Origin of the sequence: uncultured Spongiibacter sp., from assembly GCF_964011655.1 — a bacterium.
In the GTDB taxonomy this organism is placed as follows: domain Bacteria; phylum Pseudomonadota; class Gammaproteobacteria; order Pseudomonadales; family Spongiibacteraceae; genus Spongiibacter; species Spongiibacter marinus.
Genome location: NZ_CAXGPO010000023.1, coordinates 1 through 15,646, shown reverse-complemented (window position 1 = coordinate 15,646; position 15,646 = coordinate 1). Strand labels below are relative to the sequence as shown.

The window sequence follows — 15,646 nt, the reverse complement described above, 5'->3', positions numbered from 1 at the left end:
ATAACAACTAAGCTCGCGCGCGACGTTGTGTTTTATTGAAGGGTAAGGGTTGCTTATATGGCGGAGTCGAACACCGATAAAGCGTGGATAGCCAAGGAGCTGAGCTGGTTGTCGTTTAATGATCGCGTGTTGCAGGAAGCGGCCGATCCGTCGGTGCCGATTATTCAGCGCATTCGCTACCTTGGTATTTTTTCCAACAACCTGGATGAGTTCTTTCGTGTTCGTGTTGCTGATGTGCGTCGTCTGGCCGCGTTCTCCACGCCCTCTAAGCAAGAAGAATACAAGCAGCTGTTGGAAGAGATTCGCCAGAAGGTGTTGAAGCTGCAACATCGCTTTGAGTCGACCTACAACGCCAATCTGAAAGAACTGCGCCGCCGCAAGATTTACGTTATCAACGAGAAGCAGCTCGACGATTCCCAGATTGAGTATGTGCGCAATTATTTCCATGCCCACATTCAGCAAGAGTTGGTGCCGATCGTTTTGGACGAAGCCAACCCAATGCCGGAGTTGAATGACGCGTCGATCTATTTGGCTATTAAGCTGAGCTATCAGGGGCAGACGCGCTTTGCCTTGCTTGAAGTGCCCACCACGCGGATCGAGCGCTTTGTGCGCATTCCCGGGCGCAACGGTAAAAAAGGCAAGGTGCTAATTGCCCTGGAGAATATGATTCGCGTGTGCCTGCCGCAGGTTTTTCGTGGCGTGTTCCCGCTGGACTCGGCAGAGGCCTATACCATTAAGCTAACGCGCGATGCAGAGCTGGAGCTTGGCGAGGAAGTGACGCAAACCTTTGTGGAGAAAATGACGCAAAGTTTGAAGCGTCGTCGCAAAGGCGATCCGGTGCGCTTTGTTTACGATGCGCAAATGCCCAATGACATGTTGGAGTATCTTGTGCGCCGCCTGGGGCTGGGCCGTTTGGACTCCATGATTCCCGGCGGGCGGTACCACAACTCCAAAGACTTTATGCGCTTTCCCAACCTGGGGCCGGCCTACCTCGACAGCAAGTCGCTGCCGAAAATCCGCGTGCCGGAGATTGATGCGGCGGACAATATTCTAAGCTGTATGCGCGAGCGCGATCTTCTGCTGTTCTACCCGTATCACAGCTTTGACTACCTGACCGATTTGTTGAAGACCGCCGCCATCGACCCGGCGGTTAAGTCTATTCGCATCAGTTTGTACCGGGTTGCCTCGAACTCGCATGTTGTGGATGCGCTGCTCAATGCGGTGGCCAACCACAAGGAAGTTACGGTGGTGGTTGAATTGCAGGCGCGCTTTGATGAGGAAGCGAATATTGCGCTGTCGCAGCGCCTGACCGACGGTGGCGTTAACGTTATTTTGGGTGTGCCGGGCTTGAAGGTGCACAGCAAGTTGATCTCTATTAGCCGTCAGGAAGGCAGCGTTCAGAAATACTACAGCCACGTGGGAACCGGTAACTTTAACGAGAAGACCGCCGAGGTATATACCGACTTCAGCCTGCTCACCTACGACCAAGCCATTGGCGATGAGGTGGCGAAGGTCTTTGACTTTATTGCCTACACCTATAAGCGGCACAACTTCCAGCACCTTGCGGTTTCGCCGCTGAATAGCCGCGATAGAGTGATTGAAAATGTTCAGGCAGAGATCGATGCGGCCAAGCGCGGCGACGAGTGCGGCATAACGCTTAAGTGCAATAATCTGGTTGATCGGGAGCTGGTCGACAAGCTGTATGAGGCGAGCCAGGCCGGTGTGCCAATACGTCTGATTGTGCGGGGTATGTGCTCCTTGGTGCCGGGCGTGAAGGGCTTGAGTGAAAATATAGAGGCCATCAGTATTGTCGACGGCTTTTTGGAGCACCCTCGGGTGTATATATTCCGCAATAGCGGCAAGCCTCGTTACTTTATTTCATCGGCTGACTTAATGACGCGCAATATCGACTTCCGCGTTGAGGTCACTTGCCCGATATACAGCCCCGAACTTCAGCAGCGCATTCAGAGCATTATCGATATTCAGTGGGCGGATAATGTAAAGGCGAGGCTGATTGATCCCAGCCAGACTAACGCCTTTCGCCCGCGCAAGAAGAGTGCGCCGAAGGTGCGCTCTCAGTTGCAGATTCATAGCTATCTGGAATCGGGCAAGTTACCGCGTCTGGCGAAGCTGGACTATAAGGCGCGCCCACAAGGCAAAAAAGCTAAGAAGAAGCGCAGCTAACGTTTAGGCTTTAATAACCAGCAATTCGCCGCTCTGCTTTTTGGGGTGGCTCACTTCCCAGTCGATCAGTTCGGCGCCAAACGCCTTTTCGCATTTGCATGCGAGCTTGTGGAAAGGTGGCCTGCCGGGGTCGGCGATAATGATGGTTTTCACGCCGGCAGCGAGAGCCGTTTCAATGGCATTGAAAAGCGGCTGTACCAGCTTCGGCCAAAAGCAAATATCGCCGCCCAACACCATTTTTTGGCTTTTCATGTCGCTAGCGGTGAGTTCTTCATAGCGAGCTACGCGCTGGGTGATGCTGACATCATTGAGCAGGGCGTGGGCGTCCAGGTAGGGGAAGACGTGCTCATCGGCGTCTACCGCGGTCACTTTGGACTTGAACTGCTGCGCGCAGAAAATACCCAGTATTCCCCAGCCGCAGCCGATTTCCATCACTTTACTGCCGCGGCGGGGAGGGTGTTGCAGCAGGTAGTCCATGATCAAAAACGATGAGCCCCACACCTGGTAGCCGTGAATCTCTGGCTGGGCCAATGCGCGCTGCATACGGCGAATAAGCTTGTGGCTTTTCTTGAGGATGAGAACATCGTGAACGATGCGAATATTCTTGAGAACTTCTGGCTCGCTCATGCGGCAATGGCTTCCTGGTGCAGCGGCTTAGCGCAGCTGTTTGGGGCGTATTAGGTCTTGCAGCTTGGCGCTGTCGGGGCGCAGTTGGTCCCAGTACTCAACGTTGATTTCCAGCTCGACAAAGGTGCAGGTGCCGAGCTGATCCAGTTCGCCGTCGTAGAGGTAATTCACTAAGTCGAGCAGCGCTGGGTTGTGGCCGATAATCAGGACGTTGTCGTACTGGTTGCCCAGCTCTTTGAGCCAGGTGAGCAGCTGCTGCATGTCGAAGGTGTAGAGGTCTTCAGTGGTATGTATCTCGGCGTGGTCGAAAACATCCGATTCGGTGCGGAAGCGCTGAAGGGTTTCCTGGCAGCGATTGGCAGAGCTGCAAAATACCTGCGGAAACTTTTTATGGTTGCGCTCTAATTGGTGAGCGACCAAGCCGCAGTCTCGTTTCCCGCGGCGGGTCAGCGGGCGTTCGGCATCGTTGAGCTGGTCGTCATCCCAGCTGGATTTGGCATGCCTTAACAAGTAGAGAGTTTTCATCGGCTCGGGCGTGTGTCACTCACGAATTGTGTTGGCGCAGTATGCGCTGTTTCTGGCGGTCCCAGTCGCGATTCTTTTCAGTTTCGCGCTTGTCGTGATCTTTCTTACCCTTGGCCAGGGCGATCTCCGCCTTTATCAAATGCTTTTTCCAGTACAGGGCGGTACACACACAGGTGTAGCCCTTTTGCTGGGTCGCTTCCTCCAGTCTGCGCAGTTCTCTGCTGTGAAGCAATAGTTTGCGCGTGCGGCCGGGGTCGGTCACAAAATGGGTGGAGGCACTGAGTAGTGGGGTGATATTGCCGCCGAGCAGAAACGCTTCACCGTCTTTTAGCAGCACATAGGTGTCGGTGATCTGTACCTTGCCCTGGCGCAGACTTTTCACTTCCCAGCCTTGCAGCGACAAGCCCGCCTCAAATTTTTCTGTGAGGTGGTAGTCGTGCTTCGCCTTCTTATTCAGGGCGATCGTGCTGCTGGTGTTCTTAGGTTTCTTTTTGCTCATGGCGGCGATTATAGAGTGACTCGCTGGCAAAACCTATGGCGCTCAGGTAAAAATAGCGCTGCTTTGATGACTTTCGCCGGCGGTTTATGGCCCTCAAGAAGAATAAAGTTCAGGGTATCTGGTCAAGTCGCTGGACATTTCTAGCGGCGGCGACCGGCCTTGTTGTGAGTTTGGGTAACTTTTGGAAGGCTCCCCAACAGCTCGCCGCTAATGGTGGCGCGGTATACCTAGTGGCTTACCTCGTCTTCTTATTGCTGGTGGTGTTGCCGGTGGCTATCGCTGAAGTGCGTATCGCCGTGCGCGCCCGCGCCAACCCCATTCACGCGGTGGACCAAATCGCCCATTTCTCCGGCGCGTTTCGCCACTGGTCGCTGGTTACCCAGCTGGCGGCACTAACGGCGCTGTTGCTGGCGGCAAACCTGGGGGTTGTTGCCAGCTGGCTGCTGACCTACATAATGAAAATGTCGTCGGGGGTAATGGAGGCGGCGAGCCTCGATACCATTGCCGGCGAATTCCAGCGGCTGCTGACCAGCCCCGAGGAAACGCGCGGCGCGCACGGCTTTTTTGTGGTGCTGGCAGTGTTGCTGTCGTCGATCAGCGTTAACCGTGGCATGGCCATGGTGTTGCGCATTCTGTTGCCGGTGCTGTTGCTGGTCATGCTCAGCTTGCTGTATTTCAGTTATGAGCTGGGCGATTACGGCGCAGCGTGGCGCGCGTTGTTTGATTTCCGCCCGGGAGACTTTTCCTGGCAGGCGCTGCTGTCTGCCCTGCAGCAGGCGTTTTATGCCCTCGGTTTAGGCACGGCGGCGCTCATGGCTTACGGGGCGTATTTCCCGTCCGGGCGCTCCATTACCCGCCAGTTGTTGGCCTTGGCTGTTATCGACACCTTGGCGATGCTGCTCGGCGGGTTGATCTTAATCGCCCTGGTCAGTGACCAGCATATTGTGGCGGGCCAGGGGCCGGCGCTGCTGTTTATTAGCCTGCCTTACAGCTTTGGCAACTTGGCCTTTGGCGATATTGCCGGTACCGGCTTGTATGTGTTGTTGAGCATTTTGGTGCTGACGACGGTTGTCGCGCTATTTGAGCCCGTGGTGGCCTATTTGGTTGAGCGCTGGGCGTTGCCGCGCTGGGTGGCGGCGGTTGCGGTGGGTTTGTCGGTGTTTGCGGTGGGTGAGGTTTCCCTGGCATCGCTGCAGGTGGCGTCACCGCTGCAGTGGTTCTCGCGAACGGCGATGGAGTGGCTGGATATTGCGGTCGCGAATATTCTGCTGCCGATGTGCGCGCTGTGTTTTGTGCTATTTGCGGCGTGGCGGGTACCCAAGAATGTGTACGGTGGCCGGGATCCCTGGCTGGAGCAGGGCTTTTTTTGGCTTTGGTTGCGTATGTTGCGGTATATTGCGCCGCCAGCGCTGCTTTGCCTGCTTTCAATAGGCTTGTATCAGCGCTTACAGCTATAACCCAGTACCGGAAGCCCTCCGCATGAACGATATTCGCCGCAGCGCGCTATTGCCATACTCAGCAGAATTGATATATCAGCTTATTAACGATGTTGAAGCTTATCCGCAGTATATGGATGGCTGCGTTGGCGCTGAGGTGCTGCTGGCGGATGAGTCGATGATGGAGGCGAGGCTGGATTTGTCGCGAGCGGGGATCAAAATGAGCTTTAGCACGCGAAATCAGCTTACGCCGCCGCGCCGCATTGTGCTGGAGCTGCTCGACGGCCCCTTCGAAAAGCTGCGCGGCGAATGGGAGCTATTGGCGCTGGGTGACAAAGCCTGCAAGGTGAGCCTGCATCTGCGATTTGCGTTGAGCAATGCGCTGGCGGGTGCGGCGACGCGTCAATTATTTAATTCTGTGGCCAATAATTTGGTCGATGCCCTGGTTAAACGTGCGAAAGAGCAATATGGATAACAATCAAACAGTACATGTTGAAGTCGCCTATGCACTCGCGGATAAGCAGCGCATTGTGGCGTTAGAGTTGCCCGCTGGGTCGACAGTTCGCGATGCGGTAATGCAGTCGGGGCTGGACAGCCAGTTTCCCGAGCTGGATTTGTCCAGTGCGGATGTGGGGATTTTTGGAAAGGTGGTGAGCAAGCCTGATGCGCAGGCGCTCAACGATGGCGAGCGCGTGGAGATCTACCGGCCGCTGATCGCCGACCCGAAAGAGGTTCGCAAACAGCGGGCGGCTAAAGCCAAGGCTCGCAAGCAGGCTTGACCTGCTTATTCGCTAGCGGGTTGGGCGTCGGCCTCGGCGCTGCTGCTAATTTTCCCTTCGGCTGAGGGTTTAACGTCGGTAACGATGCGCACCAGTTTGTCGCCCTGGAAGTACGCGCTGAGCTGGTGGCGCTCGGCGGGCTTGCCTTCTTTATTCAGCGTGTACACATAATCCCAGCGGTCGGGGCTGAAGCTGTCGCGAATCAGCGGCGTGCCCATAACGTATTCAACCTGGCTGCGGCTCATACCGATTTCAAGCTGATCTACCATTTCCTGGGTGATGATGTTGCCCTGATCGATGGGCAGGCGGTAAACGCCGGGAAACTCCAGAGAGCTGCAGGCGCCAAGCAAAATTACCAGGCTGGCGGTAGCAATACGCAAAAACATAGTCAGGGTTCCAATCACTCGCAGAGGCAGGGATAATAGCGCAAACCTAAACACAACGCTAAGGTCAGTGGTTTATGTCAAGCGAAAATCAAGAGCTCCGCAAAGCTGGGCTTAAAGTCACCCTACCTCGGGTAAAAATTCTACAACTGCTTGAGCAGGCCGAAGCTGAAAATCAGCACTTCAGTGCGGAAGATGTCTACCGTTCGCTGATGGAGTCTGGTGAAGATGTGGGCCTGGCGACCGTTTACCGTGTTCTCACTCAGTTTGAGGCCGCCGGCTTGGTGGTGCGCCACAACTTTGAGGCCGGGCATTCCGTTTTTGAATTGGCCAAGGGCGAGCACCACGACCATATCGTGTGTATGGAGAGTGGTGAGGTGATCGAGTTTTACGACGACGTGATCGAGGAGCGCCAACACAAACTGGTGGAAGAGCGCGGCTTTGAACTCGTCGATCACAGCTTGGTGTTGTACGTTCGTCCCAAGAAGTAACGCTTATCTTGCGGGCGGCGCTGCCGCCCGCGTTCAGTGGCGTATGCCGAGCATTTCTCTGGCATGTGCCAAGGTATTCTCGGTTATCGCTATCCCGCCCAGCATTCGGGCAATTTCCTCGATTTTTTGATCTTCTGCCAGCGGCTCCAGCTCGGTTCGCAAGGCGGTCTTATTGCCGGTTTTCTTAACGCGAATATGGTGGTCGCCCTGGCTGGCCACCTGTGCCTGGTGGGTGACGCACAGCACTTGGCTGCGTTTGCCCAGGTCGTTGAGTAGCTGGCCGACAATTTCTGCGGTCGCCCCGCCAATGCCCACGTCCACCTCGTCGAAGACGATTGTCGGAACCGCGGCAACCTGAGCGGTGACGACTTGTATGGCCAGGCTGATACGCGACAATTCGCCGCCCGAGGCAATTTTATGCAGCGGGCCCATCGCGGCGTTGGGGTTGCTGCGAATGCGAATTTCGATGTCTTCGGCGCCGTGGCTGTGCGGCTCATCGTCAGTAAGAGGAATAATGGCAAACTCCACTTCGCAGTGTTTCATTGCCAGTTCGCCCAGTTTGCCCTCAATGCGTTTTTTCATTTTTAACGCGGCGGCGCTGCGCAGCTTGCTCAGCTTCGTGGCTTTGCTCTGGTAGTTGCTGAGCGCCTGCTGTTGCTCCTGGCGCATGGCATCAAGCTTTTCATCGGTTGCGTCGAGCTGCTCGAGCTGGTGTTGCAGCGATTGTTGCAGCTCGGGAAGTTCTTCGGGTTGGATCTTGTGTTTGCGCGCGGTTTGGTAGATGGCGTCGAGCCGCTGTTCAACGTCTTGCAGGCGCTGGGGGTCCAGTTCCGTTTCGTCGGTGACGCGCTGCAGTTCGCTGGCGGCCTCTTCGATCTGAATGCGTGCGCTTTCAATCAGGCTGATGGCGGCTTCTTGTGCTGGGTGGCCGTGCTGACAGCCGCTCAGTGACGAGAGCGCCTGATGCAAAATACCCATCGCGTTGACTTCGCCTTCGCGGCACAGGGCCAGGCTGTGGTGGTTAGCGGCCAGAATTTGCTCGGCATTGGCGAGCTGCTTTTGTTGGATCTCCAGTTCTTCAATTTCGCCGGGCTGAATATCGAGGCGCTCTAGTTCGTCGAGTTGGTAGCGCAGCAGTTGTTCCTGGGCGTTTTGCTCATCGAGGTGGCTTTCGAGTTCGTTGAGGCGCTTGCTAATGCGCTGATAGCGCAGGCAGTCTTCCCCCAGTGAGCTGCACAGTTCGCTGGCGCCGGCAAAGGCGTCGAGCAGCTGGCGTTGATAGGGCTTTTTAAGCAGGGACTGATGGGCGTGCTGGCTGTGAATATCGATGAGCAGGCCGCCGAGCTCTTTGGTGTCGTTTACGGTGGCGGGCTGGCCGTTGATATAGGCGCGCGACCGTCCCTCTTTGGTGATTACTCGGCGCAGCCGGCATTCGTTGCCCGCCAGCAGCTCTCGCTCCTGCAGCCATTGGCGGGCCAGGGGAATATCGCTGATATCGAACTCGGCATGGATGTCGGCGCGTTCGGCGCCCGCCCGCACAATGCCGCTGTCTGCGCGGTCGCCCAGTGTCAGGCCGAGTGCGTCGAGCATGATCGATTTGCCGGCGCCGGTCTCGCCTGTTAATACCGTCATTCCCGGCTGTAGCTCGATTTCCAGGGCTTGGGTGATGGCGAAATTGCTGACGCTTAAATGAACCAGCATGGTGGCGGCTCCAAAATGAAGATGTATGGTTATTTATACAGTAGTTGACTGTGCCCGCTCAAGCCCTGGTTGCGTTCTGGGAATTAAAAATACCGGCGGCCTTGAAAAACCTGGCAGAGCCCCCATACACGGGGAAGCTCACCCTCGGGGTGCGGAAGTTATTGGGCGGCTGGGCCGTCCGGCGAAATGAAGGAGGCTGCTAAGGTGGCAGAGGAACAAGATAAAACAGCCGCGGCTGAAGAGCTGGCAGCGGAGCAGGCAGAATCGGTTGAGCAGGTTGCTGAAGAGCAGGGCGCCGATGCGGGAGATGATCTTCAGGCGCAGCTGGACGCCGCGCGTGAAGAGGCGGCCAATGCCAAAGAGCAGGCGTTGCGCGCTGTAGCAGAGGCGCAGAACGTGCGTCGCCGCGCCGAGAAAGACGCCGAGAACGCGCGCAAGTTTGCGCTGGAGAAGTTCGCCGGGGATATGTTGAGCGTGGCGGACAATCTGGATCGCGCGCTTGCGGCTGCCGATACCGAAGACGAGGCGCTGAAGCCGATTCTTGAAGGTGTGGAGTTGACGCGCAAATCATTGCTGGATGCGCTGGCGCGCCACAATGTTGAACAGATCGATCCAACCGGTCAGCCATTTGACCCGGAATTCCACGAGGCGATGGCGATGGTGCCTAACCCGAGTGCGGAGCCGAACTCGGTGATTGATGTGATGCAAAAGGGCTACACCCTGAACGGGCGCCTGCTGCGTGCGGCGATGGTTGTGGTCGCGAAGGCGGAGTAACTGCCAAATATTCACACCTGAGATGTTGATGGCCGGCTTGAAATTGAGAAAAACGGACCAATATCTACAGCAAGAACAGAGTTTAACGGGGCCTGGGTGCCTCGCGCAGTAAACAGCGAATGCGGAGAAAAGTTATGGGTAAAATTATTGGTATCGACCTTGGCACCACCAACTCCTGTGTGGCGGTAATGGATGGCGACAAGGTAAAGGTTATTGAGAATGCCGAGGGTGGTCGCACCACGCCTTCTATTGTTGCTTACACTGACGACAATGAAATTCTGGTTGGTCAGAGCGCCAAACGTCAGGCGGTGACGAACCCGGACAACACCCTGTATGCGGTTAAGCGCCTGATCGGTCGCCGCTTTGAGGACGATGTTGTTCAAAAAGACATCAAGATGGTGCCTTACACCATCAGCAAAGCCGACAACGGCGATGCCTGGGTTGAAGTAAAGGGTGAAAAGCTGGCACCCCCGCAGATCTCTGCGGAAGTACTGAAGAAAATGAAGAAAACCGCTGAAGACTACCTGGGTGAAAAAATCACCGAGGCGGTTATCACGGTTCCTGCTTACTTCAACGACTCTCAGCGTCAGGCGACTAAAGATGCCGGCCGTATCGCTGGTCTGGAAGTGAAGCGGATTATCAACGAGCCGACGGCGGCTGCACTGGCCTACGGTATGGACAAGGCCAAGGGCGATCGCACCGTAGCCGTGTACGACCTGGGTGGTGGTACCTTCGATATCTCGATCATCGAAATTGCCGAGGTGGATGGCGAGCACCAATTTGAAGTGCTGGCGACCAACGGTGACACCTTCCTGGGTGGTGAGGATTTTGACCTGCGCCTGATTGATTACCTGGCGGAAGAGTTCAAGAAAGAAAACGGTATTGACCTGAAAGGTGACTCGCTGGCAGTTCAGCGCCTGAAAGAAGCGGCTGAAAAAGCGAAGATCGAATTGTCTTCCAGTCAGCAAACCGAGGTTAACCTGCCTTACATCACGGCAGATGCCACCGGTCCTAAGCACTTGGTTGTTAAATTGAGCCGTGCCAAGTTGGAGTCGCTGGTTGAGGATTTGGTGAAGCGTTCGCTGGAGCCAATGAAAACGGCGCTGCAAGATGCCGGTTTGTCTGCCTCTGAGGTTGACGAAGTGATTCTGGTTGGTGGTCAGACGCGTATGCCGCTGGTGCAGTCTAAAGTGACTGAATTCTTCGGCAAAGAGCCGCGCCGTGACGTGAACCCGGATGAGGCCGTTGCGATGGGTGCTGCCCTGCAAGGTGCGGTACTGTCGGGTGATGTAAAAGACGTATTGCTGCTCGACGTCACCCCGCTGAGCCTGGGTATTGAAACCATGGGTGGTGTGGCAACACCGCTGATCGAGAAGAACACGACTATCCCAACGAAGAAGTCGCAGGTGTTCTCGACTGCGGAAGACAACCAGACTGCCGTAACCATTCACGTGGTTCAGGGTGAGCGTAAGCAGGCGTCGGCGAACAAGTCACTCGGTCGTTTCGACCTTGCGGACATTCCGCCGGCACCGCGCGGCCTGCCGCAGATCGAAGTAACCTTCGACATCGACGCCAACGGTATTTTGCATGTATCGGCCAAAGACAAGGCAACTGGCAAGGAGCAGTCTATTCGCATCACTGCTTCCAGCGGCTTGAACGAGGACGAGATCGAGCAAATGGTGCGCGATGCCGAGGCGAATGCCGAAGCTGACAAGAAGTTTGAGGCGCTGGTCACTGCGCGCAACAACGCCGAAGGTCTGGCTAACGCGACTCGCAAAACGCTGGAAGAAGCTGGCGATAAGGCGAGTGACGAAGAGAAGTCAGCCATTGAAGCAGCGCTGGTGAAGGTTGACGAGGCCGTTAAAGGCGACGACGTCGAGGCCATCGAAGCGGCTGCCAAAGAGCTTAGCGAAGCCTCTGCGGGCCTGGCGCAAAAGATGTACGCCGAGCAAGCGGCAGAAGCGGAAGCGGCAGGCGGTGAGCAGCCAGAAGCCTCAGCGGCCGGCGACGACGTTGTCGATGCGGAGTTTGAAGAAGTCAAAGACGACGACAAGAAGTAAGCGGCGGGCGGGGCTCTGCCCCGCGTTGCTGGCGTGAACGGGAGAAGGGAGGCGCTAAAACCTTGGGGTTTTGCAGGGCGTTTGGCCCGCTCCCGTTTCGCGTGTGATGAGAGATTGAATTTTTACTGGGCTTGCGGGGTTTGTCTGCGCCCAACACAGCGTGAAGCGAGACGATGTCAAAACGCGATTACTACGAAATACTGGGCGTGTCCCGAGATTCGGACGAGAAGGAAATTAAAAAAGCCTATCGCCGTATCGCCATGAAGAATCACCCGGACCGCAACCCGGATGACCCCAAGGCGGAAGATATTTTCAAAGAGGCGACAGAGGCCTATGAGGTGCTGTCGGATTCTGAGAAGCGCTCAGCGTATGACCGCTTTGGTCACGACGCGGTAGGTGGCGGTGCCGGAGGTTTCGGTGGCGGCGCAGGTGGCGCTGGCTTCAGCGACATCTTTGGCGATGTTTTTGGCGATATCTTTGGCGGCGGTGGCGGGGGGCGTCAGCGTGGCCCGCAGCGCGGCGCGGATCTGCGCTACACGCTTGAGATCGATCTTGAGCAAGCGGTGCGCGGAACAACGGCGAAAATCCGTATTCCGACTCTGGTGTCGTGTAAAACCTGTGACGGCAGCGGTGCCAAGAAAGGCTCGACGCCGCTTACCTGCGGAACCTGTAATGGCGTGGGTCAGGTGCGCATGCAGCAGGGCTTCTTTGCTGTGCAGCAAACCTGCCCCAATTGCCGGGGTAGCGGGACGATTATTTCTGACCCGTGTAATGACTGTCATGGCCAGGGCCGGGTAGAGGAAACCAAGACGCTGTCGGTGAAAGTGCCGCCCGGCGTTGATACTGGCGACCGCATTCGCCTGAGCGGCGAGGGTGAGGCTAGCCCCGACGGCGGTCCCGCTGGCGATTTGTATGTGCAAATGTCAGTGCGTCCACACCCCATTTTCAAGCGCGATGGCAAGCACCTTCACTGCGAAGTGCCCATTGGTTTTGCCGACGCGGCGCTCGGTGGCGAGTTGGACGTGCCCACCCTTGATGGCCGTGTAAAACTTAAGATTCCCGCCGAGACGCAAACGGGTAAGTCTTTCCGCCTGCGCGGCAAGGGGATTACGCCGGTTCGTGGTGGCAGCACTGGTGACTTGATCTGTAAGGTGGTTGTTGAAACGCCGGTATCGCTGAGCAAGCGCCAAAAGGAGCTGCTGCAAGAGTTCCAGTCAACGCTGGATGGCGATGACAAGCAGTCGCCGCGCAAGAAAAGCTGGTTTGACGGCGTTAAAGACTTCTTTGACGACATGAAGCTGTAAATAGTTGAGGGGAGGGTGGCCTCCCCTCGACTTGCCTCGCATTTTTCTCCATCCTGAGACCCTGGTATCCGGGTTGGACGACACACTATGGAAAAAACCCTCAATCGCTTTGTTGCTGAGTCGCTTTGGTCGCCGGAGGTTGCCAATTACAGCCCTTGGCGGCGCCGGTGCGTGCATATCTTGCGTTACGTGTATGTGGTGCTGGATGATCTGGCTAAAGGCGAGCTCACGCTGCGGGCGATGAGTTTGGTGTATACCACGCTGCTTTCTCTGGTGCCGATGCTGGCGGTGAGCTTTTCTGTGTTGAAGGCCTTTGGCATGCACAACAAGCAGCTTGAGCCGATCATGCTGCAGTTCCTGGCGCCGATGGGTGAGCAGGGTGTGGAGATCACTCAAAAGATCATTGGTTTTATCGACAATGTGAAGATCGGCGTGCTGGGAACCTTCGGTATCGCGCTGCTGTTTTACACCGCGATCTCGCTGATTCAAAAGATTGAGGGAACGTTTAACTATATCTGGCGCCTGGAGCAGCACCGCAGTATTGGTCGACGCTTTGCTGACTATGGCAGTGTCATGCTGATTGGCCCTTTGTTGGTATTTTCGGCGATCGGTCTGTCTGCCAGTGTATTGAGTGGCCGCGCGGTGCAGGAGGCGAGTGAATACCTGCCCTTTGTGACCCACGTGGTATCACTGCTCACCACGGCGGCGCCGTATATCATGATTATCGCCGCGTTTACCTTCTTTTATATGTTTATTCCCAACACGCGAGTGACATTCCGCGCGGGCGCGATGGCGGGGTTGGTGTCGGGGGTGTTGTTCCAGAGTCTGGGGTGGGGCTTTGGTAGCGTGGTGGTGTCGGCGAGCGACAGCGGTACCTATGCGATCTACTCCGGCTTTGCGATATTGATCCTGTTTATGATGTGGATGTACATCAGTTGGCTGATCCTGCTGGTGGGCAGCAGTGTTGCTTTTTATGTGCAACATCCTGAATATGTCGTCCCTTCCAAGCGTAGCGGCGATATGAGTATTCGCCAGCAGGAAGATTTGGCGTTAAATATTATGGCGGTGCTGGCGCAGCGCTATTATGAAGGGCGTCGGCCGATGTCGGCCTCGGACTATGTGCTGCGGTTGCGGGTGCAGATTCAGGGCGTAACGCGGGTGCTTCGCGCATTGACCCGGGCTGGCCTTATCACTGAAAACAGCGATGATCCGCCGCGCTACCTGCCCAATGCGCCCCTGGAAAAAGTGCGCCTGCAAGAAGTGCTGGAGGCGGTGCGCAATGAGGGGGGCGAGGGTTTCGTCTCCGCTGCGCGACCGCGCAGAGCGGTTACCGGGGTAGAGGCAGTGCGCAAGAATATTGATGATGCGGTGTCGTCGGTACTGGCCGAGACAAGTGTAAAAGATATGGCTTTGGCAGAGGCGTCGCCAGAGTTAGAAGAATCAAGTAATCAACTGGGTAAATCATGACTGTAAAAATTGCTGTGACGGGCGCTGCGGGGCGCATGGGTAAAACCTTGATAGAGGCGATAAGCGTGGCCGAGGGCTGCGAGCTGAGTGCCGCATTGGAGCGCCCGGAAAGCAGCTTGATTGGTGCCGACGCCGGTGAGCTGGCGGGCTTGGGTAAGTGCGGCGTGCTGGTGGGCGCTGATATTGCTGCAGTTGTTGACGATTTTGATGTGCTGATCGACTTCACCGCGCCACTGGCTACCCTGGCTAATGCCGAGGTGTGTGCAAAGGCAGGCAAGGGCATGGTGATTGGCACAACCGGCTTTGATGCTGGGCAAAAAGCCGAGTTAGAGCGCCTTATTGCGCCGATAGCGGTGTGCCAGGCTTCCAATTTTAGTACCGGGGTGAACCTCTGTTTCAAGCTATTGGATATGGCGGCCCGCGTGCTGGGTGACGATGTTGATATCGAGGTGTATGAGGCTCATCACCGCCACAAAGTTGATGCGCCCTCCGGTACCGCGCTGAGCATGGGGCAGGTGGTTGCCGATGCCCTGGGTCGCGACCTTGATAAAGTCGCCGTATATGGCCGGGAGGGGCAAACCGGGGCTCGCGAGCGCGAAACCATTGGCTTTGCCACGGTGCGTGCCGGCGATATTGTTGGCGATCACACGGTGATGTTTTGCGCCGAAGGCGAGCGCGTTGAAATTACGCACAAGGCCAGCTCCAGAATGTCATTCGCGCGCGGTGCCGTGCGGGCGGCGGCGTGGCTGAAGGCGCAGGCCGCCGGCCGCTACGATATGCAGGATGTGCTCGGCCTGAAAGCGGATTAAATCGATGGCAAAGCTAGAGTTTGCGGTGCCCGAGGCCTTCCCGTTCAGCACCGATATTGCTTTGTTGCGCAGCCATATTAACGCTGGCAATCACCTGGGTAACGATGCCTTGGTGAGTTTGCTCAACGAGGCGCGCGGGCGCTTCCTGGCAAGCCGCGGCGTTCGCGAGGGTGGTCGTGACGATGGCCTGGGTATGGTGAATGCAGATATGGCGGTGCGCTACTTAAGCGAGGCGCATTACGGTGAGGTATTGCGCTTTGATGTTGCCGCCAGCGACTTTCATCGCTGCGGTTTTGATATCGCCTACCGAGTCAGCGATGTGAGCTCTGGCCGCGCGGTGGCGGTGGCGAAAACGGCCCATCTGGTGGTTTCTCCCGAGCTGGGGCGTGCTGTCGATGCGCCCGCGGAGATGGTCGCGGCTCTCAAAGGGTAATAGTTACACCGTGAGCGTGCCGGTCGCGGTGGATTCTGCTGCCAACTTCGCGTAAAATTTCGTTTCAGATTTGGGCGCCGGGTTTAATCACCCGAGACCCCGTAAAAAAGCGAGATGGGGATTCACCGCATCTCGCTTTTTTGCACGCGTATTTTCCTCTGTGGTTCCCTGGTT

The 15,646-nt window shown here is 56.5% G+C and carries 16 protein-coding genes; 11 read left to right on the top strand and 5 right to left on the bottom strand.

The window, feature by feature from the left end; genetic code table 11:
- The first annotated feature begins 57 nt into the window (after positions 1-57).
- A complete protein-coding gene (ppk1, locus tag ABNS66_RS10945) occupies positions 58-2,184 on the top strand; it encodes a polyphosphate kinase 1 (RefSeq protein ID WP_286838859.1) in 2,127 nt (708 codons plus the stop codon).
- 3 nt (positions 2,185-2,187) lie between these two features.
- On the opposite strand, the gene ABNS66_RS10940 is transcribed toward ppk1, so the two are convergent.
- The 3 genes from ABNS66_RS10940 to smpB are packed head-to-tail and all read right to left on the bottom strand — an operon-like array spanning position 2,188 to position 3,835.
- Positions 2,188-2,811 carry a methyltransferase domain-containing protein gene (locus ABNS66_RS10940; protein WP_348655320.1) on the bottom strand — a complete coding sequence of 208 codons (624 nt, stop codon included), beginning with the start codon at positions 2,809-2,811 and terminating at the stop codon, positions 2,188-2,190.
- A 27-nt stretch (positions 2,812-2,838) separates the two neighbouring features.
- Entirely contained in the window at positions 2,839-3,336 is a 498-nt protein-coding gene (locus tag ABNS66_RS10935) for a histidine phosphatase family protein (RefSeq protein ID WP_286836819.1), read from the bottom strand.
- 19 nt (positions 3,337-3,355) lie between these two features.
- Positions 3,356-3,835 carry an SsrA-binding protein SmpB gene (gene smpB, locus ABNS66_RS10930; protein WP_204996135.1) on the bottom strand — a complete coding sequence of 160 codons (480 nt, stop codon included), beginning with the start codon at positions 3,833-3,835 and terminating at the stop codon, positions 3,356-3,358.
- A gap of 86 nt (positions 3,836-3,921) precedes the next feature.
- Here smpB and ABNS66_RS10925 point away from each other — a divergent pair, with 86 nt between their 5' ends.
- From ABNS66_RS10925 to ABNS66_RS10915, 3 genes are read left to right on the top strand one after another with little or no spacing between them, the layout of a single operon-like run.
- Positions 3,922-5,292, top strand: a complete 1,371-nt coding sequence (locus tag ABNS66_RS10925; protein WP_286836821.1) for a hypothetical protein — start codon at positions 3,922-3,924, stop codon at positions 5,290-5,292.
- 22 nt (positions 5,293-5,314) lie between these two features.
- Complete coding sequence (locus ABNS66_RS10920; RefSeq protein ID WP_027874171.1) at positions 5,315-5,746, top strand: type II toxin-antitoxin system RatA family toxin; 432 nt, start codon at positions 5,315-5,317, stop codon at positions 5,744-5,746.
- The gene (locus tag ABNS66_RS10915) at positions 5,739-6,050 is read left to right on the top strand and encodes an RnfH family protein (protein WP_204996137.1); all 312 of its coding nucleotides are present in this window, start codon (positions 5,739-5,741) and stop codon (positions 6,048-6,050) included. Before ABNS66_RS10920 ends, ABNS66_RS10915 begins: the two co-directional genes overlap by 8 nt.
- A gap of 5 nt (positions 6,051-6,055) precedes the next feature.
- On the opposite strand, the gene bamE is transcribed toward ABNS66_RS10915, so the two are convergent.
- Entirely contained in the window at positions 6,056-6,436 is a 381-nt protein-coding gene (bamE, locus tag ABNS66_RS10910) for an outer membrane protein assembly factor BamE (protein ID WP_286836824.1), read from the bottom strand.
- Between the two features lie 74 nt (positions 6,437-6,510).
- On the opposite strand from bamE, the gene fur reads away from it, so the two are divergent.
- Positions 6,511-6,924 (top strand): ferric iron uptake transcriptional regulator, encoded by a 414-nt coding sequence (fur, locus tag ABNS66_RS10905; protein ID WP_027874169.1) that lies wholly within the window; start codon positions 6,511-6,513, stop codon positions 6,922-6,924.
- 33 nt (positions 6,925-6,957) lie between these two features.
- Here fur and recN read toward each other — a convergent pair whose 3' ends face one another.
- Positions 6,958-8,625 (bottom strand): DNA repair protein RecN, encoded by a 1,668-nt coding sequence (recN, locus tag ABNS66_RS10900; RefSeq protein ID WP_286836826.1) that lies wholly within the window; start codon positions 8,623-8,625, stop codon positions 6,958-6,960.
- Positions 8,626-8,829: 204 nt separating this feature from the next.
- Here recN and grpE point away from each other — a divergent pair, with 204 nt between their 5' ends.
- The 6 genes from grpE to ABNS66_RS10870 all read left to right on the top strand — a co-directional run bounded on the left by grpE (position 8,830) and on the right by ABNS66_RS10870 (position 15,472).
- Entirely contained in the window at positions 8,830-9,399 is a 570-nt protein-coding gene (gene grpE, locus ABNS66_RS10895) for a nucleotide exchange factor GrpE (RefSeq protein ID WP_286836828.1), read from the top strand.
- Between the two features lie 134 nt (positions 9,400-9,533).
- A complete protein-coding gene (dnaK, locus tag ABNS66_RS10890) occupies positions 9,534-11,459 on the top strand; it encodes a molecular chaperone DnaK (RefSeq protein ID WP_204996140.1) in 1,926 nt (641 codons plus the stop codon).
- Between the two features lie 173 nt (positions 11,460-11,632).
- Positions 11,633-12,763: a molecular chaperone DnaJ gene (dnaJ, locus tag ABNS66_RS10885; RefSeq protein ID WP_027874165.1), complete on the top strand. Its 1,131-nt coding sequence runs from the start codon at positions 11,633-11,635 to the stop codon at positions 12,761-12,763.
- 87 nt (positions 12,764-12,850) lie between these two features.
- On the top strand, positions 12,851-14,230 hold the full coding sequence (locus tag ABNS66_RS10880; RefSeq protein WP_204996141.1) for a YhjD/YihY/BrkB family envelope integrity protein: 1,380 nt from the start codon (positions 12,851-12,853) through the stop codon (positions 14,228-14,230).
- Positions 14,227-15,039 carry a 4-hydroxy-tetrahydrodipicolinate reductase gene (dapB, locus tag ABNS66_RS10875; RefSeq protein ID WP_286836831.1) on the top strand — a complete coding sequence of 271 codons (813 nt, stop codon included), beginning with the start codon at positions 14,227-14,229 and terminating at the stop codon, positions 15,037-15,039. Before ABNS66_RS10880 ends, dapB begins: the two co-directional genes overlap by 4 nt.
- 4 nt (positions 15,040-15,043) lie before the next feature.
- Positions 15,044-15,472 carry a thioesterase family protein gene (locus ABNS66_RS10870; RefSeq protein ID WP_204996144.1) on the top strand — a complete coding sequence of 143 codons (429 nt, stop codon included), beginning with the start codon at positions 15,044-15,046 and terminating at the stop codon, positions 15,470-15,472.
- Positions 15,473-15,646: the final 174 nt, after the last annotated feature.

What these genes read in the sequence shown, in the direction of transcription:
- ppk1 (WP_286838859.1), top strand. Translation starts at nt 58, where the DNA reads ATGGCGGAGTCGAACACCGATAAAGCGTGGATAGCCAAGGAGCTGAGC.
- ABNS66_RS10940 (WP_348655320.1), bottom strand. Translation starts at nt 2,811, where the DNA reads ATGAGCGAGCCAGAAGTTCTCAAGAATATTCGCATCGTTCACGATGTT.
- ABNS66_RS10935 (WP_286836819.1), bottom strand. Translation starts at nt 3,336, where the DNA reads ATGAAAACTCTCTACTTGTTAAGGCATGCCAAATCCAGCTGGGATGAC.
- smpB (WP_204996135.1), bottom strand. Translation starts at nt 3,835, where the DNA reads ATGAGCAAAAAGAAACCTAAGAACACCAGCAGCACGATCGCCCTGAAT.
- ABNS66_RS10925 (WP_286836821.1), top strand. Translation starts at nt 3,922, where the DNA reads ATGGCCCTCAAGAAGAATAAAGTTCAGGGTATCTGGTCAAGTCGCTGG.
- ABNS66_RS10920 (WP_027874171.1), top strand. Translation starts at nt 5,315, where the DNA reads ATGAACGATATTCGCCGCAGCGCGCTATTGCCATACTCAGCAGAATTG.
- ABNS66_RS10915 (WP_204996137.1), top strand. Translation starts at nt 5,739, where the DNA reads ATGGATAACAATCAAACAGTACATGTTGAAGTCGCCTATGCACTCGCG.
- bamE (WP_286836824.1), bottom strand. Translation starts at nt 6,436, where the DNA reads ATGTTTTTGCGTATTGCTACCGCCAGCCTGGTAATTTTGCTTGGCGCC.
- fur (WP_027874169.1), top strand. Translation starts at nt 6,511, where the DNA reads ATGTCAAGCGAAAATCAAGAGCTCCGCAAAGCTGGGCTTAAAGTCACC.
- recN (WP_286836826.1), bottom strand. Translation starts at nt 8,625, where the DNA reads ATGCTGGTTCATTTAAGCGTCAGCAATTTCGCCATCACCCAAGCCCTG.
- dnaK (WP_204996140.1), top strand. Translation starts at nt 9,534, where the DNA reads ATGGGTAAAATTATTGGTATCGACCTTGGCACCACCAACTCCTGTGTG.
- dnaJ (WP_027874165.1), top strand. Translation starts at nt 11,633, where the DNA reads ATGTCAAAACGCGATTACTACGAAATACTGGGCGTGTCCCGAGATTCG.
- ABNS66_RS10880 (WP_204996141.1), top strand. Translation starts at nt 12,851, where the DNA reads ATGGAAAAAACCCTCAATCGCTTTGTTGCTGAGTCGCTTTGGTCGCCG.
- dapB (WP_286836831.1), top strand. Translation starts at nt 14,227, where the DNA reads ATGACTGTAAAAATTGCTGTGACGGGCGCTGCGGGGCGCATGGGTAAA.
- ABNS66_RS10870 (WP_204996144.1), top strand. Translation starts at nt 15,044, where the DNA reads ATGGCAAAGCTAGAGTTTGCGGTGCCCGAGGCCTTCCCGTTCAGCACC.